Source organism: Pseudoalteromonas sp. NFXS53 (assembly GCF_056629255.1).
Genome location: NZ_JBWVBR010000001.1, coordinates 64,660 through 88,923, shown reverse-complemented (window position 1 = coordinate 88,923; position 24,264 = coordinate 64,660). Strand labels below are relative to the sequence as shown.

Annotated in this window: 24 protein-coding genes; 11 read left to right on the top strand and 13 right to left on the bottom strand. The window is 38.3% G+C overall.

The features are described from left to right. Window positions 1-11: 11 nt before the first annotated feature. On the bottom strand, window positions 12-959 hold the full coding sequence (locus tag AC1HJP_RS00385; RefSeq protein WP_480359637.1) for a ribonuclease Z: 948 nt from the start codon (window positions 957-959) through the stop codon (window positions 12-14). A gap of 161 nt (window positions 960-1,120) precedes the next feature. Here AC1HJP_RS00385 and AC1HJP_RS00380 point away from each other — a divergent pair, with 161 nt between their 5' ends. After that, window positions 1,121-2,728 (top strand): AbgT family transporter, encoded by a 1,608-nt coding sequence (locus AC1HJP_RS00380; protein WP_480359636.1) that lies wholly within the window; start codon window positions 1,121-1,123, stop codon window positions 2,726-2,728. 171 nt (window positions 2,729-2,899) lie between these two features. Continuing rightward, window positions 2,900-3,538, top strand: coding sequence for a glutathione S-transferase family protein (locus tag AC1HJP_RS00375; protein ID WP_480359635.1), 639 nt, complete (start codon window positions 2,900-2,902; stop codon window positions 3,536-3,538). A gap of 67 nt (window positions 3,539-3,605) precedes the next feature. Here AC1HJP_RS00375 and AC1HJP_RS00370 read toward each other — a convergent pair whose 3' ends face one another. Next, window positions 3,606-4,901, bottom strand: a complete 1,296-nt coding sequence (locus AC1HJP_RS00370; protein WP_480359634.1) for a DEAD/DEAH box helicase — start codon at window positions 4,899-4,901, stop codon at window positions 3,606-3,608. A gap of 58 nt (window positions 4,902-4,959) precedes the next feature. Next, complete coding sequence (gene dapA / locus AC1HJP_RS00365; RefSeq protein WP_480359633.1) at window positions 4,960-5,874, bottom strand: 4-hydroxy-tetrahydrodipicolinate synthase; 915 nt, start codon at window positions 5,872-5,874, stop codon at window positions 4,960-4,962. A 140-nt stretch (window positions 5,875-6,014) separates the two neighbouring features. On the opposite strand from dapA, the gene AC1HJP_RS00360 reads away from it, so the two are divergent. Then, on the top strand, window positions 6,015-6,686 hold the full coding sequence (locus AC1HJP_RS00360; protein WP_480359632.1) for a DUF6058 family natural product biosynthesis protein: 672 nt from the start codon (window positions 6,015-6,017) through the stop codon (window positions 6,684-6,686). Here the strand turns inward: AC1HJP_RS00360 and AC1HJP_RS00355 are convergent. Next, window positions 6,671-6,922, bottom strand: a complete 252-nt coding sequence (locus tag AC1HJP_RS00355) for a hypothetical protein (protein ID WP_138479487.1) — start codon at window positions 6,920-6,922, stop codon at window positions 6,671-6,673. The genes AC1HJP_RS00360 and AC1HJP_RS00355 overlap by 16 nt on opposite strands. 180 nt (window positions 6,923-7,102) lie before the next feature. On the opposite strand from AC1HJP_RS00355, the gene AC1HJP_RS00350 reads away from it, so the two are divergent. Both AC1HJP_RS00350 and ykgO read left to right on the top strand, forming a co-directional pair. Next, window positions 7,103-7,357 (top strand): type B 50S ribosomal protein L31, encoded by a 255-nt coding sequence (locus tag AC1HJP_RS00350; RefSeq protein ID WP_138479489.1) that lies wholly within the window; start codon window positions 7,103-7,105, stop codon window positions 7,355-7,357. Window positions 7,358-7,368: 11 nt separating this feature from the next. After that, window positions 7,369-7,509 (top strand): type B 50S ribosomal protein L36, encoded by a 141-nt coding sequence (gene ykgO, locus AC1HJP_RS00345; protein ID WP_480359631.1) that lies wholly within the window; start codon window positions 7,369-7,371, stop codon window positions 7,507-7,509. A 27-nt stretch (window positions 7,510-7,536) separates the two neighbouring features. On the opposite strand, the gene AC1HJP_RS00340 is transcribed toward ykgO, so the two are convergent. The 4 genes from AC1HJP_RS00340 to AC1HJP_RS00325 all read right to left on the bottom strand — a co-directional run bounded on the left by AC1HJP_RS00340 (window position 7,537) and on the right by AC1HJP_RS00325 (window position 12,097). Continuing rightward, window positions 7,537-7,929 (bottom strand): cytochrome b562, encoded by a 393-nt coding sequence (locus tag AC1HJP_RS00340; RefSeq protein WP_480359630.1) that lies wholly within the window; start codon window positions 7,927-7,929, stop codon window positions 7,537-7,539. A gap of 71 nt (window positions 7,930-8,000) precedes the next feature. After that, window positions 8,001-8,816, bottom strand: coding sequence for an SMR family transporter (locus tag AC1HJP_RS00335; RefSeq protein ID WP_480359629.1), 816 nt, complete (start codon window positions 8,814-8,816; stop codon window positions 8,001-8,003). Then, complete coding sequence (locus tag AC1HJP_RS00330; RefSeq protein WP_480359628.1) at window positions 8,813-9,754, bottom strand: protein kinase family protein; 942 nt, start codon at window positions 9,752-9,754, stop codon at window positions 8,813-8,815. The genes AC1HJP_RS00335 and AC1HJP_RS00330 overlap by 4 nt, the downstream gene beginning before the upstream one ends. Window positions 9,755-9,850: 96 nt before the next feature. Further along, window positions 9,851-12,097 (bottom strand): acyl-CoA dehydrogenase, encoded by a 2,247-nt coding sequence (locus AC1HJP_RS00325; RefSeq protein WP_480359627.1) that lies wholly within the window; start codon window positions 12,095-12,097, stop codon window positions 9,851-9,853. 446 nt (window positions 12,098-12,543) lie between these two features. Between AC1HJP_RS00325 and AC1HJP_RS00320 the strand changes: the two genes are divergently transcribed. Continuing rightward, complete coding sequence (locus tag AC1HJP_RS00320) at window positions 12,544-12,777, top strand: hypothetical protein (protein ID WP_480359626.1); 234 nt, start codon at window positions 12,544-12,546, stop codon at window positions 12,775-12,777. A 42-nt stretch (window positions 12,778-12,819) separates the two neighbouring features. On the opposite strand, the gene dnaJ is transcribed toward AC1HJP_RS00320, so the two are convergent. Both dnaJ and dnaK read right to left on the bottom strand, forming a co-directional pair. Beyond that, window positions 12,820-13,956: a molecular chaperone DnaJ gene (gene dnaJ / locus AC1HJP_RS00315; protein ID WP_138479504.1), complete on the bottom strand. Its 1,137-nt coding sequence runs from the start codon at window positions 13,954-13,956 to the stop codon at window positions 12,820-12,822. Between the two features lie 106 nt (window positions 13,957-14,062). Continuing rightward, a complete protein-coding gene (gene dnaK / locus AC1HJP_RS00310) occupies window positions 14,063-15,991 on the bottom strand; it encodes a molecular chaperone DnaK (RefSeq protein WP_138560357.1) in 1,929 nt (642 codons plus the stop codon). Window positions 15,992-16,227: 236 nt separating this feature from the next. Between dnaK and AC1HJP_RS00305 the strand changes: the two genes are divergently transcribed. Genes AC1HJP_RS00305 through AC1HJP_RS00295 form a run of 3 tightly spaced genes read left to right on the top strand, consistent with a single transcriptional unit; the run spans window position 16,228 to window position 19,683 of the window. Then, on the top strand, window positions 16,228-17,436 hold the full coding sequence (locus AC1HJP_RS00305) for a PqiA/YebS family transporter subunit (RefSeq protein WP_480359625.1): 1,209 nt from the start codon (window positions 16,228-16,230) through the stop codon (window positions 17,434-17,436). Continuing rightward, the gene (gene pqiB, locus AC1HJP_RS00300) at window positions 17,429-19,087 is read left to right on the top strand and encodes an intermembrane transport protein PqiB (protein WP_480359624.1); all 1,659 of its coding nucleotides are present in this window, start codon (window positions 17,429-17,431) and stop codon (window positions 19,085-19,087) included. The genes AC1HJP_RS00305 and pqiB overlap by 8 nt, the downstream gene beginning before the upstream one ends. After that, window positions 19,087-19,683 carry an ABC-type transport auxiliary lipoprotein family protein gene (locus AC1HJP_RS00295; protein WP_480359623.1) on the top strand — a complete coding sequence of 199 codons (597 nt, stop codon included), beginning with the start codon at window positions 19,087-19,089 and terminating at the stop codon, window positions 19,681-19,683. The genes pqiB and AC1HJP_RS00295 overlap by 1 nt, the downstream gene beginning before the upstream one ends. On the opposite strand, the gene AC1HJP_RS00290 is transcribed toward AC1HJP_RS00295, so the two are convergent. Then, window positions 19,676-20,194 (bottom strand): GNAT family N-acetyltransferase, encoded by a 519-nt coding sequence (locus tag AC1HJP_RS00290; protein ID WP_480359622.1) that lies wholly within the window; start codon window positions 20,192-20,194, stop codon window positions 19,676-19,678. The two genes, AC1HJP_RS00295 and AC1HJP_RS00290, sit on opposite strands and share 8 nt — an antisense overlap. Window positions 20,195-20,411: 217 nt before the next feature. Between AC1HJP_RS00290 and AC1HJP_RS00285 the strand changes: the two genes are divergently transcribed. Then, the gene (locus AC1HJP_RS00285; RefSeq protein ID WP_138479514.1) at window positions 20,412-20,591 is read left to right on the top strand and encodes a hypothetical protein; all 180 of its coding nucleotides are present in this window, start codon (window positions 20,412-20,414) and stop codon (window positions 20,589-20,591) included. Between the two features lie 68 nt (window positions 20,592-20,659). Beyond that, complete coding sequence (gene ushA, locus AC1HJP_RS00280; protein WP_480359621.1) at window positions 20,660-22,249, top strand: bifunctional UDP-sugar hydrolase/5'-nucleotidase UshA; 1,590 nt, start codon at window positions 20,660-20,662, stop codon at window positions 22,247-22,249. A 59-nt stretch (window positions 22,250-22,308) separates the two neighbouring features. On the opposite strand, the gene AC1HJP_RS00275 is transcribed toward ushA, so the two are convergent. Both AC1HJP_RS00275 and AC1HJP_RS00270 read right to left on the bottom strand, forming a co-directional pair. After that, entirely contained in the window at window positions 22,309-23,226 is a 918-nt protein-coding gene (locus AC1HJP_RS00275; RefSeq protein ID WP_480359620.1) for a hypothetical protein, read from the bottom strand. Continuing rightward, a complete protein-coding gene (locus AC1HJP_RS00270) occupies window positions 23,226-24,080 on the bottom strand; it encodes a PhnD/SsuA/transferrin family substrate-binding protein (protein ID WP_480359619.1) in 855 nt (284 codons plus the stop codon). The genes AC1HJP_RS00275 and AC1HJP_RS00270 overlap by 1 nt, the downstream gene beginning before the upstream one ends. Window positions 24,081-24,264 lie beyond the last annotated feature (184 nt).

Genomic DNA, 24,264 nt, shown 5'->3' with positions numbered 1-24,264 from the left:
ATGCCAAATTATTATTGCTCTAAATGCAATTTTATTTTCTCTATCGAGAAAGTAAAAAAATCTTCTGCGAGAATTAAATTTCCACAATAGTAGTGATTTGCTTCTCGCCTTAAACTTTCAAGTCCATGCTCTCCATGATATCGGACACTAAAATGAGTTAAAATTAGCGTTGGGATTTTATGAAGCTGCGCAAACTCTGCAACTCTTTTCGCATCTGAATGGCCTGTATGAAAACCTAGCTTGTGAAGGTCATTATGTGTAAAAGTTGACTCATGGACTAGCACATCAATATCAGAACACCAATTTGCAACAAGAGCAGGTTTTTCATTATCTCCGCAAACAATGACTCGACGTGTTTGCCAGCTTTGAGATGTGTAATCTTTACTTAAAAGTACTTGTGAACCAAATTCAACGTTTTCCCCTTTTTGCAATTTATTGTAATGAGGGCCACTTTTAATGCCGTCTTTTAGTAACTTTTCAATTTTGAGCTTTTTTGGGATCAGCTTTTCTGAAACCTTAAAACCAAAGCTGAAGACTCTGTGCTTTAAAGAGATGACTTCAATATCACAAAAATTGAAATCAGATGAACCTGTCATTTCACTAATATCATGCGTGATTAAATCGAAGGAGAGTCTGGTATCAGACATATGAAAAGTTACATGCAACCATGCAATTACTTCTTTGGGCGCGATTAGGTGAACAGCAGATTTTTTGCCATTCATCGACATAGACGACAATAACCCAGGTAAACCATAACAGTGGTCTCCATGTACATGGCTAATACAGATAACATCTAAATGGAAAAAAGAGAGAGAAGACTTTAAGAGTTGATGCTGTGTTGCTTCGCCACAATCAACCATAACCCATGATTTTGTTTTATCGAATGAAATTGCTGTAGACGATGTATTTCTAGTTTGACTAGGTACACCTGATGAAGTGCCGAGAAAGTGAATGTACATATTGAATACGGTAAACGCTAAGTTGAGTCTATATTGCCAAATTGTCAGGTTTTCGTCATGGTGTTTGTCCTGTTTTTACTGTGAATTAACGGTAAAAAAATGATTTCAAATTAAAAAAGTGATAGGTTATGCGGCAATTTTGGTATTGAGTATTTTTCATTATGTCGAACGCAGTTGAGACAAAACCTGAAAATCAACAATCAACAGAACAAAAACCACAGGGTTTGTTTAATCGCTTTTTAGCAACTGTTGAGTTTTTAGGTAATTTGTTACCCCACCCTATCACGCTATTTGCTATGTTTTGTATTGCCATTGTTATTTTCAGTGGTATAGCAGATTGGTTTGGCTTAAGTGCCATTGACCCTCGCCCTGAAGGCGCTAAAGGACGCGATCCTGATGGGGTCATCGAAGTTGTCAGTCTTTTAAGTGCTGAAGGTCTTCAGCGCATCGTTACAGGGCTTGTAACTAACTTCACAGGCTTCGCACCGTTAGGTACTGTGTTGGTTGCACTTCTGGGTGTAAGTGTTGCAGAACACTCAGGTATGCTATCAGCTGCGATGCGCGGTATGGTGATGGGTGCTTCAAAGCGCCTAGTTACTTTCATGGTTGTTTTCGCCGCAATCTTGTCAAATACAGCATCTGAATTAGGTTATGTTGTTTTAATTCCGCTTGCTGCAATGATTTTCCATAGTCTGGGTCGTCACCCACTTGCTGGTTTAGCTGCGGCGTTTGCCGGTGTTTCAGGTGGCTATAGTGCAAACCTTCTACTTGGCACAATCGATCCGCTACTTGCCGGTATTACAACACCTGCAGCACAGATGATTGACCCAACTTATGAAGTCGGCCCAGAGGCGAATTGGTACTTCATGATGATTTCAGTTTTCCTAATTGCCACTGTTGGTACATTGGTTACAGAGAAGATTGTTGAACCGCGTCTTGGCAAATACAACCCTGAAGAAGCAAGCATCGACTTAAGTGAAAACAACATTGAAAAATTAAGCGCGAAAGAAAAGTCTGGTTTGAAATGGGCTGGTGTATCTCTTCTTGTTGTGTCTGCGCTTCTTGCATTAACCATCGTGCCTGAAAATGGTATTCTACGACACCCTGAAACTGGTGAAGTAGCGGGTTCTCCATTCCTAAAAGGTATCGTGGTATTCATCTTTGTTACCTTTGCGATCCCTGGCTTCGTATATGGCCGTGTTGTTGGTACCATGAAGAATGACCGCGACGTCATTGACGCAATGAGTAAGTCAATGGGCTCTATGGGTATGTACATTGTACTTGTATTCTTCGCGGCTCAGTTCGTTGCTTTCTTTAAGTGGACTAACCTTGGTACTATTTTAGCAATTAATGGCGCAGCACTACTTCAAGCGCTTAATCTAACTGGCCCTGAGGTCTTTGTGCTGTTTATCTTTATGTGTGCATTAGTCAACTTAAGCTTAGGCTCATCGTCGGCTCAGTGGGCTGTGACTGCACCAATCTTCGTACCTATGTTAATGTTGATTGGTTATGCGCCAGAGACTATCCAAGCCGCATATCGTATCGGTGACTCTGTGACTAACCTTATCACGCCTATGATGAGCTATTTTGGTCTCATACTCGCTGTTGCGACTAAGTACAAAAAAGACATGGGTATAGGTACGCTAGTTGCTACTATGCTTCCGTACAGTATGTTCTTCTTTGTTGGCTGGGTTGCTCTGTTTTATATTTGGGTGTTCGGTTTTGGTTTACCTGTAGGCCCTAACTCGCCGATTTACTATACGCCTTAGTCAGTAACTAAATCAGCATTTTAAAGCGATAAAACGGCAACTCAGGTTGCCGTTTTAGTTTGTAAAGTGAAGTAATTTCTTGATTAAACAGATTATCTCACCTAAGTTTTTCAAGTATCATTTAACTGAAAGGACACTGCTATCGAAAAACTCTAACTATCTAGGTGAAGTATGTATACTCTGTTTTACTACCCTTGTAATGCCAGTCTTGCCCCTCATTTTGTTTTAAAAGCAATTAATGTCCCCTATCAACTCGAGCTGGTGGATAGAAAAAAGCTTGCCCAAAAGTCTGCCCAATATTTATCAATTAACCCAACAGGACGGATCCCGACATTGGTTGATGATGATTTTATTCTTTTCGAAAGCGCAGCGATATGTTTATATCTTGCAGAAAAACACCCCGAAACATCTCTTATTCCTTCTGATATAAAACAAAAAGCTGTTTTCAATCAGTGGTTGATGTACTTAACTAGTACTCTTCAAACAGAGCTTATGACTTACTTTTATCCAGAAAGGCACACACAAAACGCATTAATTTACGATGACATTGTTAGAACACAGCAAACAAGATTAAAAGATGTGTTACAGATCATTGATAAACAGCTAAACGACAACACCTATTTGGTTGGTGAATCAATGACTGTCTGTGATTACATTTTATTTATGCTGTGTATTTGGGGGGATGAAATTCAGCATCCACCATTAAGCTTTAGTAATCTAAATAGATATTTAAAAACCATGGCAAGAGATGAGGCAATACAACAAGCCTGTAAAATTGAAGAGATAAGCCTCGCAGCTTATGCAATTTAATCATTTTACTTAAAAAATAAAAAAGGTTGCACTTGGCAACCTTTTGAATATTTTGCTTAAAAAGAATTTATTTACTCAACTTTAAAGACTTACCTTTAATCTGCTTTCTCACATTCGCGATACGCGCTCTGTTTTTCGCTCTCGCTTCACCACTTGCCTGATTACTAGGGCGGTTAGTTTTTGGCTTTCTACGTTGATGTGAAGGTTTTTTACTTAAGTTTTTAATTAGACTTTCACGACTACTTACTTCATAGCCAGGTAAATAATAGCGCTTAATTTGCTGTCCTATTAATTCTTCAATATGCAGTAAAACTTGCTCTTCTTCACGTGCAACAAATGAAATTGCTTGGCCCTGCTGACCCGCACGACCTGTTCTACCAATACGGTGAACGTAATCTTCTGCAAGATAAGGTAGATCATAGTTAACAACGCGAGGCAGTCCTTCTATATCAATTCCACGAGCAGCAACTTCAGTGGCAACTAATACGCGAACCTTGCCTTCTTTAAACTCACGTAAAGCACGACGTCTAGCACCTTGCTTTTTATCGCCATGACACACAGTTGCAGGAATACCATCAAGGTTCAGCTCTTTAACAATATCGTCAGCAACATCTTTCATGTTCACAAATACAAGAACTTGTTGCCAATTCTTCTTACCAATCAACTCAGAAAGCAGCTCTTGTTTTCTGCCTTGCTCGACAGGATAAACAATATGTCTAACCGTTTCTGCCGTTGTATTTTCAGGAGTGACTTGCACAAACTTTGGGTGCTTTAATACTTGACGAGCAAACTGTTTCATTGCCGTTGGGAAAGTTGCCGAGAAGAATAGTTGTTGTTTCTCTTCATGACATAGCTCTATCACTTTTTGAATATCAGTAATAAAGCCCATATCGAGTAGCCTGTCGGCTTCATCTAACACTAAGTGTTTTACCTGAGAAAGGTTTACACTGCCTAGACGTAAGTGATCGAGAAGCCTACCAGGTGTTGCAACCAAAATATCACAGCCAGCGTTCAATTGTTCTTCTTGCCCTGCAGTATTTACACCACCAAATAAAGCAACCACATTTAGGTCAGTATATTTAGCAAATTGTTTGCAGTTATTTGCAATTTGTTCTGCTAATTCACGGGTTGGCGCTATGATCAAAGCTCTAGGATGTTGCTCAGATTGCTCAAAAATATTCTGAATGATTGGCAAACTAAAAGCGGCGGTTTTACCTGTACCTGTTTGAGCTGTGGCAAGTACATCATGCCCTTTTCTTACAACAGGGATAGCAGCTTGCTGAATTGGTGTAAGGGTGTGAAATTCTAATTCGTCTAGTGCTTGCAGAATAAGCGGAGAAAAACTAAAAGATTTGAAATTCATAACATAAACCTGCGGCCAATCATTAAAAGGCCGCAGATTATACGTCAATTAGTCAGTTCTAACAAAGAATAATTGACTCAGTGTCTAGTAAAGTTGGTGCATGACCAACATAACTACCACTTACTAGTTCAGAGATTAATTGCAAGCCTTGTTGTTGTTGAGATGCACTTAATGGTACATAAGGTAATCTAAAGACAGGCTTTACAGCACCAGTCATCATCAGCGCCGTGTTTATCGCAATCGGGTTAGGTTCGCAGAATAACCAAGACATTAATGGTTGCAATGACTGATTCAGGTCGTCATTACGTTCATTCATCAAACTTCTAAATTGCTTAGGCACAATATTAGAAGTGACTGAAATGACACCGTGCGCACCATGTAAATGTCTTGCATCGTGTGCTTCATCATCATTACCCGACCAGCATGCGATACCTTGTTTTTCATAGTGAGCAATACGCTCATTACCCGAACACTCTTTAACACCAATAAAATTGTCATGTTTCGAAAGAGGCTCAATGATATCTGGTGTTAAGTCCTGCCCCGTTCTTCCTGGTACGTTGTAAATAAATGCAGGGCCAATCTCGAGCACTTTTTCGAAGTGTTTAACAACACCTTCAACTGAAGTGCGACCATAGTAAGGGTTTATCTGTAATGCGGCATCCATTCCCGTTGCAAAACCATATTCTGTTGCTTTCACAGCTTCACGGGTATTATTGCTGCCCGTATTACCGATAACTAATATTTGTTGCTTGTACTTACTCACCGTGTGCGCAATTAACATTAGGTGCTCTTCCCAATTCATTAACTGACCTTCACCGGTAGTACCACCAACGATAATACCATCAACACCTGCTTCGATCTGTAGCTCGACTAATTTGTCGTAGGCTGCTAAATCAATTTCGCCGGTTTCTAAGTAAGGGGTTTTTATCGCGGTGATCAAGCTTGCTTGTTGTAGTTTTTCGTTAATCTGCATATTTACAAGTATTCTTATTCCAAGTCCCAATATTCTTACATAAAACAATAGCAGTTCCGAGCTTTCTTTAGGCTGAATGACTTGTAAATTGGTTGTATTACTGATTTAATACAAATACTGTATATTCAACCAGTACCACTATGAGCTTACTTAATCATTTCAATGAGAATTTTTATCAAACTATAGAAATATGCCAGTCTGCGAGAGTAGATGAAGATATCTTATTTGAGTGGCAAGAGTCAGGTTTGTTTCCAGCGAGCAGTTTCGTTATAGAAAATAAACTTCAAGTCAATTCTTACTTAGGGATCACAGAGCATACAGAGCAGATTGAATATTACCCGAGAGGATATCTAGCTTGGGCTCAGATACTTATAAAGCATAATATTGAGTCATCAAGTCAAGCATTCATGTATTTTGGGAATCTTTATCAACAGACTTTGAATCAGTTAGTGCATGATTTACCTGAAACTCTTATCGCCTCATTTACAGAAGATCTGGAAGAATCCATTCAGTCGAGTTGGCAATATTTCTTAGTAGGAAAATATGGCGCAATCAGTTCTACAGGAAAGATAGAAGAAATCGTTGCTATCGATCTATTTAAGTATGTTATTTCATTTTTAACTGAAGATTTTAGCTTAGACATACTCGATGAGGAGACACGAAAAATACTTCATGTTGCACTCAGACAACTTAATAACTCAGTTGCACTAGACAATCCACTATTACCAAAACAGCTTATTCGACAGCGTTATATTGAGCGTTTAATAAAGCAATATGATTTGTCGGTAAGAAGAGCTCACGACTCTAAGTGAGCTCTCATAATTTCAAATGCCTTTAAAACTTTTAATTTATCTTCGCAAAGACCGTCGTACCAAGCATCAAAGCTTTCATCATCTTGTTCAGCTAACACAACATATTCTGCAAGTAACTCAATGATGTCACTATGAGAACAACTCAACTGATCAAGCTGTTTGTTAATGCCACTGTGATCTTTATTTTTGAGTGAATCAATCACGGTGTTATCCAAATTATTATTTAGCTCTTCCATTGTTGCTTCCCTTTAAAACTTACACCTTATTTATAACAGGCCTACAACGAATAGCTAGAGACAAGGTGTTTGTTTGCACAACAAACCATCAAAATCAACAAATTTACCCAAAACCCATTTGCAAATAATTTTCATTTAGAATAACATGCGAGATATTATAACAAAACATAAGAGCATTCTATGAAACCTAATATTCATCCTGATTACGAACAAGTGGCATTTCACGATACTTCTATCGATAAATACTTCATTGTTGGTTCGACAATTAAATCTGATAGAACAGTCGAAATTGATGGCGTAACTTACCCATATGTACCGATTGATGTTTCGAGTGAATCACACCCTTTCTATACAGGTAAGCAGAAAATTACAGCTTCTGATGGTCGTGTTGCTCAATTCAACCGCCGCTTCAAAAATCTTGCAAGCAAAAAATAAAAGGAAAACTTATGAAAGTATTGAGCTCTTTAAAGAGTGCAAAAAATCGTCCAGGCTGCCAAGTAGTAAAAAGACGTGGTCGTGTTTTTGTGATCTGTAAATCAAACCCAAGATTCAAAGCCGTCCAAGGCATGAAGAAAAAGAAAAAATAAAAAAAGCGGCATTTATGCCGCTTTTCTCTATCCAAATAATAGCTCCCAAACACTTGGTGGCTCGTGTAGCTCATGATATTTCTCTCGAAGTACATCAACTTTCTTTAATTTTACCTTAGCTTTGGTAATTTCACCTTTCTCTACAAAACGCTTTGATTCTTGTAAAACGGTGATGACCTTATCTAATCCCTCGATTGATTGCTCTTTTAAATCAGCTTTGAAATTAGCCTTTTTACTTTTTTGAATCAAAAAAATCATTTCATCTATTTGACTGATTATTTCTTTACCGTCAGTTGAGCGAACTGCCTTTTTGTAAGCATGGCCTATGTTTTTCATTGTTACAGATAAATCGCTTGTCTGTGCTGAGGTACTAAAACTGAACATACTGGCTGACAAAAACAATAAAACTAAATACTTCATATAAACTCCGAATAATCGAGAAGACATTATAAGTTTTCTAGAAAAATAGAAAAGCGCTTTGTAAAGCCCCTTTACATGAATAAATAAGTTGCGAATAAGACAAAGCAAACTCCCACGACCTGTTTATTAGACAATATTTCTTGGTAATACACGCGACCAATAATGACAGCGAGAACAATCCCAATTCCGCGTTTTATAGCCTCAACTACACCCGGGTTTAGATATTCAAGCGCTGCGAATTGAAGAAATACAGCCCCAAAAAACACCATCACTGCAATAAGCCACCACTTAAAGTTTTTAAGCAAGGCTCGCCATTGGTAGTCAATTCGTAAACTAATAGACAAAACAGCAATTATTATGGATGTTAGAAACATGCCATGGAACGAACTTGAGCCGTGAGTTAATGCTTGTTTATCGAATACAATGCAGGTGCCCCATGCAAGTGCAGTAATTAATGCATATAAGCTTGATTTTTCACGTGTGTTAAATGATGTGCCAGCAAGAAGCATGGTTGCAGATACAACCAAGACTATGCCTAACCACTCTAACTTAGAAAGTATTTCGTCTAAGAAAAAGAATGAGAACACTGCTGAAATAAACGGTGTACAAGCAGTAATAGATAATACAATTGCAAGTTTGCCTTTCGAAATGGCTAACATAAAACAAACACTGCCTATTGCAGCAAGTACGCCACTTATCGTTGCTGGAAAATAATAAGAACTACTCGGCAATTGAAACCCTTGAAATCCCCACAATAAGAAGAACAAAGGCAGAACACTGACACTCATTGCAAGCGACAAGAACTTTGGATTAATATGCTGCGCCAACTCTTTTCTTGCAATATCAAATAAAGACCAGCAAAGCGCACTGAATAAAGAAAAAATCATATGGTGTTTAGAACTTCTGAAAACTTATTTTGCATGAATTGCGTTATTTTTTTATGTTCAGGTTTCCAGCCATTTAAAAAACGATAGAAATCAGACCACACTATTGGCCATAGAGTACGCCATTCATGCTCTAAAAGTTCATATTCTTTTATGCTCATGGTATTACTCAGTGCTTTATTCAAACTTTCAAAGTATAAATTAAGTAATGATTCTTCATACTTTGCACACGCATCACCATTAAACACGCTGGTCATAAACAGCATAACGTCTTGTAACCCTATGCCTGAACCAACATACTGAAAATCATAACCAAGGACCTTGTAGCAGTCATCAAACGCGTAGTTTGCTAACTTGGAATCGCCATGTATTAAAGTCTGATACTTAGCTTTATAAAGTGAATCAGCCAAATACCTTGCATGGCGTTTTAAATCAATGAATTCCATCCTTTCAAACTCATCAGGCCTTGTTTCTAAATGCCAATATCCGCCTAATGGAAATGGTTTTGAGTTGATAAGGGTAAACCCTTGCGCATGAAACTGGGCTAACCATTTCACAACTGCATAGATATGTTCAAGTTTATGATCATCTATGTTTTGAAAGCCATTTGATTTAAAGTCTTCTAAGATCAAAACATTTAAAGCTCCTATTCGCTTTGCAAAGTAACAATAGGGTCTTACATTCTCAAAAGCTGTATGGCATGTCGGGTCATTGTAAAAATTGAGTTCGTTGAGATAAGACTTATCTTTTCTCTGTTTGGCAAAATTAGATTGACTGATGACTTGATGATTTATGTTTTCAGGAATTTCACTGAGTTTAACTACCACTGGCTGGGAGCTATATAAACCTGATTGAATTTGTCCACATCCACTCCAGAGTGAAATAGATAAATCAATGAGCTTGAGCTCAGGTATATGCTTTTCTAAATGACGTGTACTCAAGGGGATTACTTTTAAATTTCTTTAGGATATTAATTTATTGTACGCGCCTAAAATAAAAACGCCCAGCGAATTACTGGGCGTTGTTCTCCACGATTGTTAACTGGCCTGCTGAATATCAGCATTCAACGGACAATCATCAATAAGGTTTAAGTCGAAATCAAACTCATCAACTCGAATCGCTTTTTCACGCTTCTTGTTGTAATCAATTAACTTGGCATATTGCTCACTAGTAATAATATTCGCGGCTAAAGCGTTATCTAATGTGTCAGCAAAACGCACTCCTGGTTTTACTTGTTTTGAACGAAGTGCTTTCTTGAGTACTTTAAGTAAATCAAGACAAGCCATTTTCGCTTTATATGCCTGCTCGTTAATATCGTGACCATCACCAGCAGTTGGTTTAACAAGTTTAGTGATTTGTGACTTAAATGCTGTGTCTTGTTGTGCGGCAGCAGCTAGTTCACGAATTAAATTGTCGTCAATTTTTGCCATTCTGTGACTAAATTGTAATGTTGCTACACGTAAGAACTTACGAGCAAAACTTGCTGGGAAGTTATCTAAGAATTTATGTAATGCGTTTTCAGCATTTTGTAATGCCCAGCGCGTTGCATAATGGAAATAAGGTGCCGCTTGTGCACGCTCTGATTCAGATACTTTCTGCTCATAATACTTAATTGAGGCCATTGCTGCATATAGGTAACTCATTACGTCACCAAGACGTGCTGATAACATTTCAGCTTGCTTTAACTTGCCGCCTAGAACTAATAATGAGAAATCAGCAAACAAAGCTAAACGAGATGATAATTGCATAACCGCTTTCTCATATTGCTTAACTTCAGACAATGAACTCTGACTGCCAGCCATAAATGGCATTAAGCCTAACCCAAATGCACGTAAGCCATTCGAAATACCGTAACCCACAGTTTGACGGAATTTCTTATTAAACTTCTTATCTGCGTCAGCTTGTTCACTATGAATTGCTTCAACCATTTCTTGAAGATGCGGGTGACAGCGCATTACACCTTGACCAAAGATCATCAGGTTTCGAGTTAGAATGTTAGCGCCTTCAACAGTAATTGCGATTGGTTGAGCCACATAGCCACTAGCTAACGTGTTTTGGGGACCATTCTGGATCGCTTTACCAGCTAGAATGTCCATTGCAGAGTCAAGTACATCACGACCAATTTCAGTCATGTGATATTTTGCGATAGCAGTAACAACTGATGGTTTTAGACCCATACCTAGACCTTCAGTGGTTAACACACGCATAGACTCTTGAAGGTAAGTTTTACCCGCTATGTCAGCTAGCTTTTCTTGAATACCTTCAAATTGGCCAATAGATAGACCAAACTGCTCACGAACCGCGGCATATTCTGAAGCTGACTTAAGTGCTACCTGACTTGTTGAAACACCTAAAGCTGGTAACGAGATACCACGGCCTGCACCAAGACAACTAACAAGCATCTGCCAACCACGACCAATGTTTTCCTGCCCGCCAATGATGAATTCCATTGGAATGAAGACTTTATTGCCGCGCGTAGTACCATTGTAAAAACGAATTCCCATAGGGTCGTGACGATTACCAAGCTCAACACCTGGGTGTGATTTTGGAATTAACGCACACGTAATACCTAACTCTTCTTTTCCACCTAATAGACCTTCAGGATCAAATACTTTGAATGCCAGACCTAGTACTGTCGCAATAGGTGCTAAAGTGATATAACGCTTGTCCCAAGTTATCTCTAAACCTAAGACTTCTTCACCATTGTGCATACCCTTAGTCACAATACCCTGATCTGGAATACCACCGGCATCAGAGCCCGCTTCTGGGCTGGTAAGTGCAAAACATGGAATATCAGTACCATTCGCAAGACGAGGTAAGTAATGCGCACGCTGCTCTTCAGTACCATAATGCATTAATAACTCACCCGGGCCTAATGAATTAGGCACCATAACAGTTACAGCTACAGCTGAAGATTTCGTTGCGATTGTTCCTACGATGGTTGAATTAGCATAAGGGCTGAACTCACGGCCACCGTATGATTTTGGAATGATTAAAGAGAAGAAACGTTCTTTCTTCAAGAAATCTAAAATATGCTCAGGAAGATGCTTACTGTTTTGAATAACAGAATCATCAATCATAGCCATTAACTCTTTCACTGGACCGTCAATGAAAGCTTGCTCTTCTGCAGAAAGTGTCGCTTCAGGCACGGCACGAAGCGCGCTGAAATCAGGCTTACCTTGATAGATTGAACCTTCTAACCAAACATCACCTGCGTCAAGCGCTTCTTGTTCTGTAATTGAGATACTTGGTAATACTTTTCTAAATTGTGTTCTTAAACTCATAACTAACTCATCAGACCAGTTGAATATACCTACATTACGGCATAAAAAACGCGTTAGATCAATTACTCTATGCAATAATTTAACAAGAAAATTACTCTGCCTTTGCAAATGACGGTTTAAGTCATTGAATTAGATAGGCTTACACGTGTAAGCTCAAGTTAGAAAATTTTTGAATATAAAGCGTTTAATCTGCATTCTTTGGTTATTAAAACAACATTAAAATTTTAAAACCAAGTCGGAGTTAGAATCTTTAAATTGAATTTTAGTTTATAAATCAGTCACTCTAACTTTCATAGCTAAAGAATGTGAATTTAAGTGCTTAGTGCTAAACATTAGATTTTCAAGATACAGTTAGAATTCAGAGCCAACACAACACGATCCTTTACTTGAACAATACCGTTTAAGCATTAGACTAAAGTCTAATACTTATGAAAATGAGGTGTCACATGTGGCTTAAATCAAAGCTTAAAGTGCTAACCCTTTTCATAGGCATGCTAACGGTTTCTTCTGCTTTTAGTTTCATGAACGACGAGTATGTAACATGGCGAGATGCAATGGCCTGTGAGGCGAAATGCCAATTGTTTGGTTGTAAATCTGGAAGTTTATTTGGTCAAAAGGATGGTCAATCACAAGCATGTCGATGTGAGGGTGAACAAGACTATCTATTAATTTTAGATTAAAAAGAAAAACGGCGCTGCGCGCCGTTTTTGGTTCAACAAATTTTACTTTGTTAAGTCATCGAAGAACTTCTTAACACCATCAAAGAAACCTTGTGCTTTCGGTCTGTTTTTACCGTTGTCAGCACCCATACTCTCTTCTAACTCTTTTAACAGCTCTTTTTGTCTGTCATTTAAGTTTACTGGTGTTTCAATTACTACTTTACAAATTAAGTCACCGACTGAACCGCTGCGTACAGATTTAACACCTTTACCACGCATGCGGAACATTTTACCTGTCTGGCTCTCAGCAGGAATTTTTAGGTTTGCTCGGCCATCTAGGGTCGGAACTTCAATTTCGCCACCAATAGCTGCTGTAGTGAAACTGATAGGTACTTCACAATACAAGTTATTGCCATCACGAGTGAAAATCGGATGTTCACGAACAGAAACCTGAACATACAAATCACCTGACGGCGCGCCATGCATGCCTGCTTCACCTTCACCCGTAAGACGAATACGGTCACCAGTATCAACGCCTGCTGGAATTTTTACTGAAAGCGTTTTGGTTTTCTCAACTCGTCCTTGGCCGTGACAGCTGTTACAAGGATCTGAAATAACAGAGCCCGTACCTTGACATGTTGGGCATGTTTGCTGAACAGCAAAGAAGCCTTGTCGCATTTGCACTTGACCAGCACCATGACAAGTTGGACAAGTCTTAGGTTTAGAACCCGCTTTAGCACCGCTTCCGTCACAAGGTTCGCAACTTACCCAAGTTGGTACCTTGATTTCAACTTCTTTACCACGAACGGCCTCTTCAAGGCTAAGTTCCATATTGTAACGAAGATCTGAACCGCGTTGTTGACGTGATTGACGACGACCGCCGCCACCAAAAATATCACCGAATACGTCACCGAAAATATCACCAAAGTCACCATGGCCTCCGCCAAAGCCACCATGGCCGCCGCCACCATTTTGATCAAAAGCTGCGTGGCCGTATTGGTCATACATCTGACGTTTTTGACTGTCTGTGAGTACTTCGTACGCTTCTTTTACTTCTTTAAACTTGGCCTCTAAATCCGCATCACCTTCAGTTCTATCTGGGTGATACTTCATTGCTAAGCGTTTATAAGCTTTTTTTATGTCACGTTCACTGGCGTCTTTTGCAACACCTAACACTTCATAATAATCACGTTTTGACATAGTTTTGTTACTCAGTTAAGGGTAGTTTAAACTACCAGAACATTAATTTTTACGGATTTTGAATAGACTAAGGGCGCATTTTAAATGCGCCCTTGAAGTTCAACAATTACTTATTGTCTTTTACTTCTTCAAACTCTGCATCAACTACGTCGTCATCTTGCTTAGCTGAACCTTGCTGCTGTGCACCCGCATCAGCACCTTGTGCTTGTTGCGCCTGTGCATTCGCTTGAGCAATTTCCATAAGCTTCTGAGATTTCTCAGCTAAAGCTTGGACTTTAGCGTCGATTTCTTCTTTGCTTTCACCTTTAATTGCAGTTTCTAGTTCAGAAAGTGCGGCTTCAATTGCAGTTTTGTCTTCTGCTGGTAATGCATCACCCGCTTCTTCGATTTGCTTGCGCGTACCGTGAACCATTGCATCAGCTTGGTTACGTGAAGCAACAAGTTCTTCGAACTTCTTATCTTCTTCAGCATTTGCTTCAGCATCACGAACCATTTGCTCGATCTCATCATCGTTTAGGCCAGATGAAGCTTGGATAGTGATTTTCTGCTCTTTACCAGTGTCTTTATCTTTTGCTGATACATGTAAGATACCATCAGCATCAACGTCAAAAGTAACTTCAATCTGTGGTACACCACGTTGTGCCGGACGAATACCTTCAAGGTTGAATTGACCAAGAGACTTGTTGTCACTTGAACGCTTACGCTCACCTTGTAACACGTGGATTGTTACTGCAGATTGGTTGTCTTCTGCAGTTGAGAAAGTTTGCGACTTCTTAGTAGGGATAGTCGTGTTCTTCTCAATTAGCGCAGTCATTACCTGACCCATAGTCTCAATACCAAGAGATAGAGGACAAACGTCTAATAGAAGTACGTCTTTTACGTCACCCGCTAATACACCGCCTTGAACTGCAGCACCTACAGCAACCGCTTCATCAGGGTTAACGTCTTTACGTGGCTCTTTGCCGAAGAACTCAGTTACTGTCTTCTGCACTAATGGCATACGTGTTTGACCACCAACAAGAATGATGTCGTTAACGTCGCTCACAGAAAGATCTGCATCAGCAAGTGCACGCTTTAATGGCTCAATTGATTGAGTTACTAAATCTTCTACTAAAGACTCAAGCTTAGCGCGAGTTAGTTTTACATTCATGTGCTTAGGACCAGTCGCGTCTGCAGTCACATAAGGTAAGTTAACTTCTGTTTGCTGTGCACTTGAAAGCTCAATCTTCGCTTTTTCTGCTGCTTCTTTAACACGCTGCATTGCAAGCGGGTCATTCTTAAGATCAATACCTTGGTCTTTTTGGAATTCAGCTACTAAATAGTTGATAACACGGTTATCGAAGTCTTCACCACCTAAGTGCGTGTCACCATTTGTAGCAAGTACTTCAAAAGTGTGCTCGCCATCTACTTCATCGATTTCGATGATTGAGATATCGAATGTACCACCACCAAGGTCATATACAGCAACAACATTGTCACCTTGTTTCTTGTCCATACCATATGCAAGTGCTGCAGCAGTTGGCTCATTGATGATACGCTTAACTTCAAGACCGGCGATACGGCCAGCATCTTTTGTTGCTTGACGCTGAGAATCGTTGAAATAAGCTGGTACTGTGATTACAGCTTCTGTTACTTCTTCACCTAAGAAGTCTTCCGCTGTCTTTTTCATTTTCTTAAGCACTTCAGCAGAAATCTGAGGTGCAGCACGCTTTTCACCACGTACTTCTACCCATGCATCACCATTGTCTGCTTTAGTAATAGTGAAAGGCATAATGCCAATGTCACGTTGTACTTCTTCGTCTTCAAAACGACGACCAATTAAACGCTTAATTGCAAATAATGTGTTTTTAGGGTTTGTAACCGCTTGGCGTTTAGCTGGCTGACCAACTAAGGTTTCACCTTCTTCAGTGAAAGCAATAATTGACGGGGTTGTACGATCACCCTCAGCATTTTCAATAACGCGTGCGCTATCACCATCTAGTACTGCAACACAAGAGTTAGTAGTACCTAAATCGATTCCAATAATTTTACCCATGAATCTTCTCCGACTTCAAAATTCGTTGTTCGTTTCGATGACTAGTAAATAGGGGCAGTGTTTTTGAATTCAAGCGTAAAAATAAAAAAAAATGCATTTTTTTGAAATTATTTTTCTTTTGCCTGTTTTATGAGCACATTTTCTTTTTTAAAAACCAAATAACGCAATTATCTTGCTTTGTGTACTGCAGTAAATCAAACTCAACAGAAACTTGAGTAGAATAAAACTAGCCATTTATGATCCTCGCCTGCAAACATTGTGACTCACTAGTGCGTGTATCTTCACTTGGAGAACATCAGCGTGCGATTTGTCCTTGCTGTAAAAATGAGATAGTCAGTTATCAAGCTAATCAACAACAATGGTTGATTGCATTCAGCCTCACCAGTTTATTATTCCTGTTTTCTAGTCTATACCCCTCTTTTGTAAGCTTCAGCCAACATGGTCTAGTTCAAGATATAAGTTTATGGCAGGCTTTTAGTTTACTCGCTGATAAATATAGTGTCGTTCTTTCTGGAATTTTTGTGCTCAGCACATTTTTAATCCCCCTATTTGTATGCTTACTTGTACTATTAACTAATAGCCATTATTGGCAAGACCTAAACCCTCATAATGCTCGCTACCTGGCTAGATTACTCAATAAGACAAAAACGCTTAATCTCGCAGATATATTCCTAGTAGCCGTTTTAGTCAGTGTTTTCAAATTAATGTCACTCGCTGATATTGGGTTTGGTCTTGGTTTTTGGGCTTATATTCTATTTGTAGTTTGTTTTATAGAGACTTTGTCTTTAATAAATGAAACTGAATTATGGGAGAGACAGCAGATGCTGTTTCAACCCGCGTTGCTTCATGATGGTAAAAGCGCAAGAGCACAAGAGCTCAAGCAATGTTTGACTTGCTCTCAGCTAACCAGAGAAACTCATTGCCCTCGGTGTTATACTAAAACTTATTTCCGTAAACCAAACTCAGCGCAAAGAGCAATTGTTTGGATGGTTACTGCAACGGTCTTTTTAATCCCTGCAAACCTGCTGCCCATTATGAATACTGTTAACCTGGGCAATGAAACACCGGCTACTATTTTCTCTGGCGTAGTTGTTATGTGGCAATCAGGCTCCTACCCAGTTGCTATACTGATATTCTTAGCCAGTGTCTGTATTCCGATTATTAAAGCCATGGCATTGTTCTACTTAATATTACAATCGAGAAAGTGTACGCACCCAAAACGGGCAAGCACAATTTATCGTTGGTTAGAAATAATGGGTAAATGGTCAATGATTGATGTTTTCGTCGTGATTATTTTGGTTTCTCTGGTACAACTTGGTACTGTGCTCAGTGTTGAACCTCAAATTGGTATCGTATTTTTTACTATCATGGTGTTATGTCAGATCGTTGCCGTGAATAGTTTTGACCCTCGAATCTTATGGGACAAGTTTCACAATCATGAATGAACACGCTTATATCGAGTCTAAGCCAAAATTTACTGTGATTTGGATTATTCCAATCATCGCACTGCTAATAACTGCTTGGATGTTATTTAAATACCAAGCTGATCAAGGTCATACTATTTATGTCAAAATGACAACAGCAGATGGTATCACAGCAGGAAAAACTGAAGTTAAAGTAAGGAATGTTAAGGTCGGTTTAGTAAAAGGCCTTGAATTAGATCTTTCTCAAAATGGTGTGTTAGCTAAAGTTCAAATTGACAATCAATATGGAGATTTATTAACTGAAGATGCCAAATTCTGGGTAGTTAAGCCTCGCATAGATCAATCAGGCATATCAGGAATGAACACCTTACTTTCAGGAGCGTATTTAGAGTTAGAGCCTGGACAAAGTCAGAGCCTATCATATTTATTCACTCTGCAAGATGAACCTGCTTTGATAAGTAATGATATAGAAGGTAAACGCTTCAAGTTAACAGCGAGCTCAGCAGAAGTGCTCGATGTTGGTACATCTATCTATTTTAGGGGTTATCGAATAGGTCAGATTGAATCAGGGCGATTTGATGTTGATACCTTATCTATGCATTACGGCATTTTTGTATTTTCTCCTTATGATAAACTGATCACCAACAACACAATATTCTGGGTTAGCTCAGGGGTTGATTTCAGCCTTAATACTTCTGGCGTACAGTTTTCAACTGGAAGTTTATCAAAATTGATAAAAGGCGGTATATCAGTTGATTACCCTCCAGAACAAAATCCAAATGGTGTAGCGCTCGCCAATAAAACTTATGCTTTACATAAAAACTATGCGCAAGCATTAGAGAAACGCTTTGATGATTTCGACTTTTATATTGTTGAGTTTGAACAGTCAATTCGTGGCCTCAATGCTGGTGCACCAGTGGAATACAGGGGAATGAGGATTGGCACTGTTGAACAAGCCCCCGCCCAAATAGAGAAAAATGGAGAACCCATATACTTTGAGCAAGACAACACTCAAGTGCCTGTGCTGATAAAAATTGAATATGGTAGAATTTATAAAAACGAGCAGTTAGCAAAACAATATTGGCAACAAAATATAGACAAATGGATTAACTCTGGATTACGAGCATCACTAAAAAGTGGTAATTTATTGACCGGTGCGGTATATATAGATTTTGATTTTTATAATAATGCTAATGAGATGAGTTATGTCACTAAAACTGACATATACCCTGTTCTTCCAAGCATATCGAGTGGGTTCACTGCTTTATCGGAACAAATGACAGCCTTGGTTAACAAATTAAATAAGCTGCCATTCGAACAAACCACCAACACATTAAACAATACATTAGTGGCATACCAATCTCTTGCAGAAGAACTAAAGGCCATGATCCACGAACTAAATAACAACGAGACTGCAGATAAAGTGGCTAAAAATTTAACACAATTAGAGACAACACTTACTCAACTAACCAGTAGCTTGAAGCAATTTGAAACCACACTGTCTAGCTACCAACAAGACTCAGGTGTTGTCGATCAGCTAACCAATACATTGCAAGAGTTAGAAAACTTATCAAATACACTTAAACCACTATCTAAGGGGTTAAATGAGCAACCAACTATGCTGATATTTGATAAAAACACTCCAAATGACCCAATTCCAGAGAAGCAATAATGCGTAATTTAACTATTCTATTGGTACTGCTGACGTTAACAGCTTGCTCGTCAGGCCAAAACATTCAGTTAAAATATTATGATTTTGCATATCAGCAAGAAGATGGTGCAACGACTTCTGAGCAGACGGAAACTAAATATCTACATATCAATCAAGTAAAGATCCAAGGCGTTGCGGATCAACAGCCTCTAATACAGATACTAAGAGATAACTCTGTCAATATTGCCAATTATCACTTTTGGTCTCAGCACCCTAAATATACGTTTACCGATTCCATGGCACGTGGCTTGGTAAAAAAGGTATCAAATTACAAAGTGATCCCTGCCGGAAAAACAGCGCCTCAAGATGGTGAGTTCATGCTCCAGGTGATTGTTACAAAACTTGCTGGCCACTATGAGCTTGGTTCATTGATTGAAGGCCAATGGTTTATTTATCAATTTAATCCCGAAGGAAAGATATTATTAAATTCAGAGCTGTTCTCAATTTCAACCCCACTAGAAGATTCAGGATTTGATGCGCTCATCAAAGCACATCAATTTAGCTGGGAAAAGCTTACTGATAAAATAACTGGAATCATTCTATCGAAATCTATTTAAGTGAAAGTTGATACAGATTACTCACCCCCTGCTCTTCATTTAATATAACTTGTGTTCCTAAGTTGAACTTACATTTTTTTAGTAAGTTTATGCTTGCCCTGTTTTCAGGATCAGTGAGTGCACAGAGATATTTTAGTCCTAGCGTATTGAGCGAGTAATCAATGACACATCTTGCCGCTTCGCTCGCATAACCTAACCCAGTAAACTCATCTAAAAACGCATAACCAAGATCTGGATACTGTAATGCTGGTCTTTTGTATAAGCCACATACACCAATTTGCCTAAAATCTTTATCATTACTTTTCAGACACACAATATAAGGTGAAAAAGTATCTAACTTATAAGGTGTTAAAAAAGCGGTTTCAATGTAATGTTCTGCATCTTTATGAGTTTTAATGCTTTTATCAGCTATATTTTTTTTAAAACTATTTTGATTCAATAATTTATAAATAAAACCGGCATCATTTAAAGTTGCCTGTCTTAGCAATAATCTTTCTGTATTCAATTTCACGATAGAACCCTAATCATTTACTCTTGGATATGCGAAACAAAAACTGTATACAATCTACAACAAATACTATTAATTAAACAACTAATTATCTAATGTAAAGAGAACTCTTAAAACTACCGGTTATTAAAATTAACCTTTCCGTAACGTTTTGTTCTTTTATTTTAATCTGAGTTTGATAGGATGCAGTGGCTATAAAAACAACAGAAAAGGTTAAGTAATGAATACTGAATCACCTATTTGTGATTTCGGCCTTCATCAAGGCGAGAAATACACTAGTTTGCCTGCAAGCTTTTTAAACTGGATGGTTGAGATTGACCATGAGAAATGTGCTTTTGCAAAACAAGAATTATTAAGAAGAGAAACTGCCGCGCTTAAGAGTTGCTCAAAAAGAAATTAGTGTCTACCTGTAGCGCTTTAGAGCATATAGTTTAAACTAAGCGCGTAATTACTACACACGGGTTTATTATGCGCAAATTATTAGCTCTCTCGGTAGCTTTAGCACTTTCAGGATGTGCTACCTATTCAGTCCAACAACCAAAATCTGAATACCTTACTATTCTTCATACTAATGATAACCATGGACGTTTTTGGCAAAACGAAAAAGGTGAATATGGCATGTCAGCAAGAAAAACACTTGTTGACAGGCTTAGAAATGAAGCCGAAAAAAATGGTCATGCCGTGTTATTACTTTCGGGTGGTGATATAAATACTGGTGTTCCAGAGTCAGACCTTCAGTATGCGGAGCCTGATTTCAAAGGTATGCGTTTACTTGGCTATGATGCCATGGCAATCGGTAACCATGAATTTGATAATCCATTACATATTCTTGATAAACAAATTGAATGGGCTCAATTCCCTATTCTATCGGCGAATATTCTTAATAAAAGTGATGCGTCTCATGCTTACCAACCATACTCAATTATAGAAAAAAATGGTCTTAAAATTGGTGTGATAGGACTTACTACAGTCGATACGGTTAAAATTGCCAATCCCGAGTATGTTGGGCATTTGGACTTTATCAAACCGAGTATCGCTGCGAAAAAAGTACTAAACGATATAAATAATAAATATGAAGATATCGACGTTACAATTGCGGTTACTCACATGGGCCATTACCACGACGCAAAATTTGGTATTAATGCACCCGGCGACGTCACTTTAGCAAGAGAGCTGCCAAAAGGCGCACTCGATATGGTCATTGGCGGACACTCTCAAGAACCCGTTTGTGTAGATTCACTCGGTAACCCAGATGAAGATTTTGCACCTGGAAAAGCTTGTAAGCCAGATAATCAAAATGGTACTTGGATCATGCAAGCCCATGAATGGGGGAAATATGTTGGTAAAGCAGAATTTAAAATCGTAGGTGAAAATATTACGCTCGTGAATTATCAGTTAATTCCGGTCAATTTAAAAAGTGATAATGGTGAAGTGATCGGGGAATATATTCCAGAAGATCAAGACATGTTAGATTTATTAAAGCCATTCCAGAAAATAGGTAAAGGTCAGCTTGATTTACCTATCGGTTTTACTGATGCCTATTTAGACGGTAAACGAGATACTGTGCGATTTAAGCAAAGCCCATTAGCACGCCTAATTATTAAAGCACAAAAAGAATCAGTAAAAGCAGATTTTGGCCTGATCAGTGGTGGGGGAATACGTCACAGTATTGAAGCTGGCGAGATCAGTTATAAAGACGTTTTAAAAGTTCATCCTTTTAAAAATAGAATTACGGCAATGAATTGGATAGGTAAAGATCTTATTGATTACCTTGAAATCGTTACTTCTTTTCCGATTGATGCTGGTGCTTATTTACAATATGAAGGTCTAAGTTTTGAACGAAAAGATGGCAAGTTAGTTAATGTGAAAATTAACGGTCAAGCTTTAGAACTTAACAAAACCTATAGAATGAGTATAAACAGTTACAATGCAGCAGGAGGTGATGGATATCCAGTTCTTGTTGGACGAAAAGGGTTTGTTCCTTCAGAGCGAACTGATGCTGAAGTATTAAAAGCCTATATCGAAAAATACTCTCCTATTAAGGTGAGCGAACTATAAGTTCAAGTCGTCTTGTATTCCATAATGGATGCCAGAACATATCTGGCATCTTCAACAAATTACTTACCTCTTATCTCATAATCACTATCTAAAAAGTTCTTAAGACCGTAGCTATGTAACTTAGAGCGCGACCCTTCACCATGCGCTTTAGGTGGGTAAAGTTTTGCTTTTAATTCCGGGCTCTCTCTTAAAATTTCGTCAAGTGCCGCCCTAATTTCGCTAAGGGTTTTTTCTAAGCTGTTCGAGAAATTTGGCCTTTTTCTAACTGTGTGTCCTAGAACAGATAATCTATGAAAATACTTTTCAGCGATAGTAAGTAACTCAGCTGGCACGTCTTTATTTAAATGAAGGTTTAAATCTGGGTAAGCATGGCTAAATTCGATCATTGCCAGATAAAAGCAAAGTGGCTTATTGGCTAATTGACTTTGAAAATCATTAGAGCCCTCTATAAATAGTGACTTTGAATATAAATCGATTACTAACTTTGGTTTTATAGTTTCGACTGAAACCGCTCTTTTTTTCACTCTGTTTTCAATATGTTTTCTAAATACTTTGCGATAGAGTAATGCGTTGGCGAAGGTAAGTAACATCACTATAATGTAAGTGTATTTAACATGGCTTCTGTCAGCAATTAAAACCAAATAGATAGTTTTATAATTCGCGAACAATTCCAAAAACACTTTATTACTTGGCTTAACAGTAGATATAGATTCAACTTTTACTCTAGAATCAAGCGAATCGAGTTGTTGATTCAATTGTTCAATATAAATATCTACTTTTTGCTGATTGCCTGCATAATTAAAAAGTGGTTCTGCTAATGGTAAGCTGCTGACATCGAGTGAGACACGCTTAGCTACTTGTTCGCTCTGCAATTCAACCGTCTGTGCTATTTTATTCTCTTGACCCAAATAAAATAGCAAGCTTAACAAAACGAAAATGGCTGCTGTGAAAATATAAATTGGTTTTATGTTTATCATTATTTTTCACCAATAAATTTATAAGGTGAAAGATCGCACTGCCAGAACTTTTCTAAAGATTCAAAATAGGCACTGCCTACTGATTGCGCTATTTGTGTAGTAATTGTTTGAACAGCACAAGCGAGATCTGTATTGTTTTCTGTCAATTTAAGGTACCAACGGCTGCCAGTAATATTATCACCAATGGGGGTAATATAGTTATGAGAAAACTTTTCGTCATCCGTCTTATCATTCCAATAAGACGCGATGATATCTACTTCATTATTTGCAAGCTTTTCTCTTAGTGCGGTGTGAGAGCTAACATAAGTAATATTTAGGTTTTTAATATCTAAATCTAATTGTTTAAATGCTTTCTTTGGCAAAATATGGCCAGAACGACTGGTTGGGTAATCAAGCAAACCAATACGTTTATCAAGGAAATAGGCCTTTTCAAGTTTAGGTTTTTCTTTGTTCGAGATAAAAAATGCAGAGTAACTTGAATAGCCGATAATCGGTGTGTAATTATGTGTCGCATCGGCACGAAGTGCTTGCATAATACTGTCTTTGCTCAATATGAGATCTGCGATACCTTTACCAAAAAATTCGATTTGTTCAGCTAAACTCCCGCCCCAAAAAACTTCAACATGACCAAATTGACGTTTAAGAACACTGTTTTGACAAAGCGCCGGGAGTAATTGCTCAGCAAGTTGTCTTGTAGGTACTTTAACTCTAAATACGGCTTGGTTTTCACTAGATGCAGTTTGGCAATTGAATTTATGTTGCTGTATCGGCATCAGATGTATAGATGTATCAGAAATAACCAATTTTGATAATAACCAAACTAACCATGTGCTTGTGATAACAGACAGGAACAAGATAGTTTTTAACGATAATTTATATTTTTTTAACAAAACAAAAAGTAAGTTTATTGATAACTTGGCCATTAGAGCAAGTTTGTTTACTTATTACAATAGGTAAAGTTATTTAAATTCCATAAACCATTGATTTAGCTGCTTTGTTAACAGGTAATGATGAATAAACTTGAGTCCTTTATTCAAT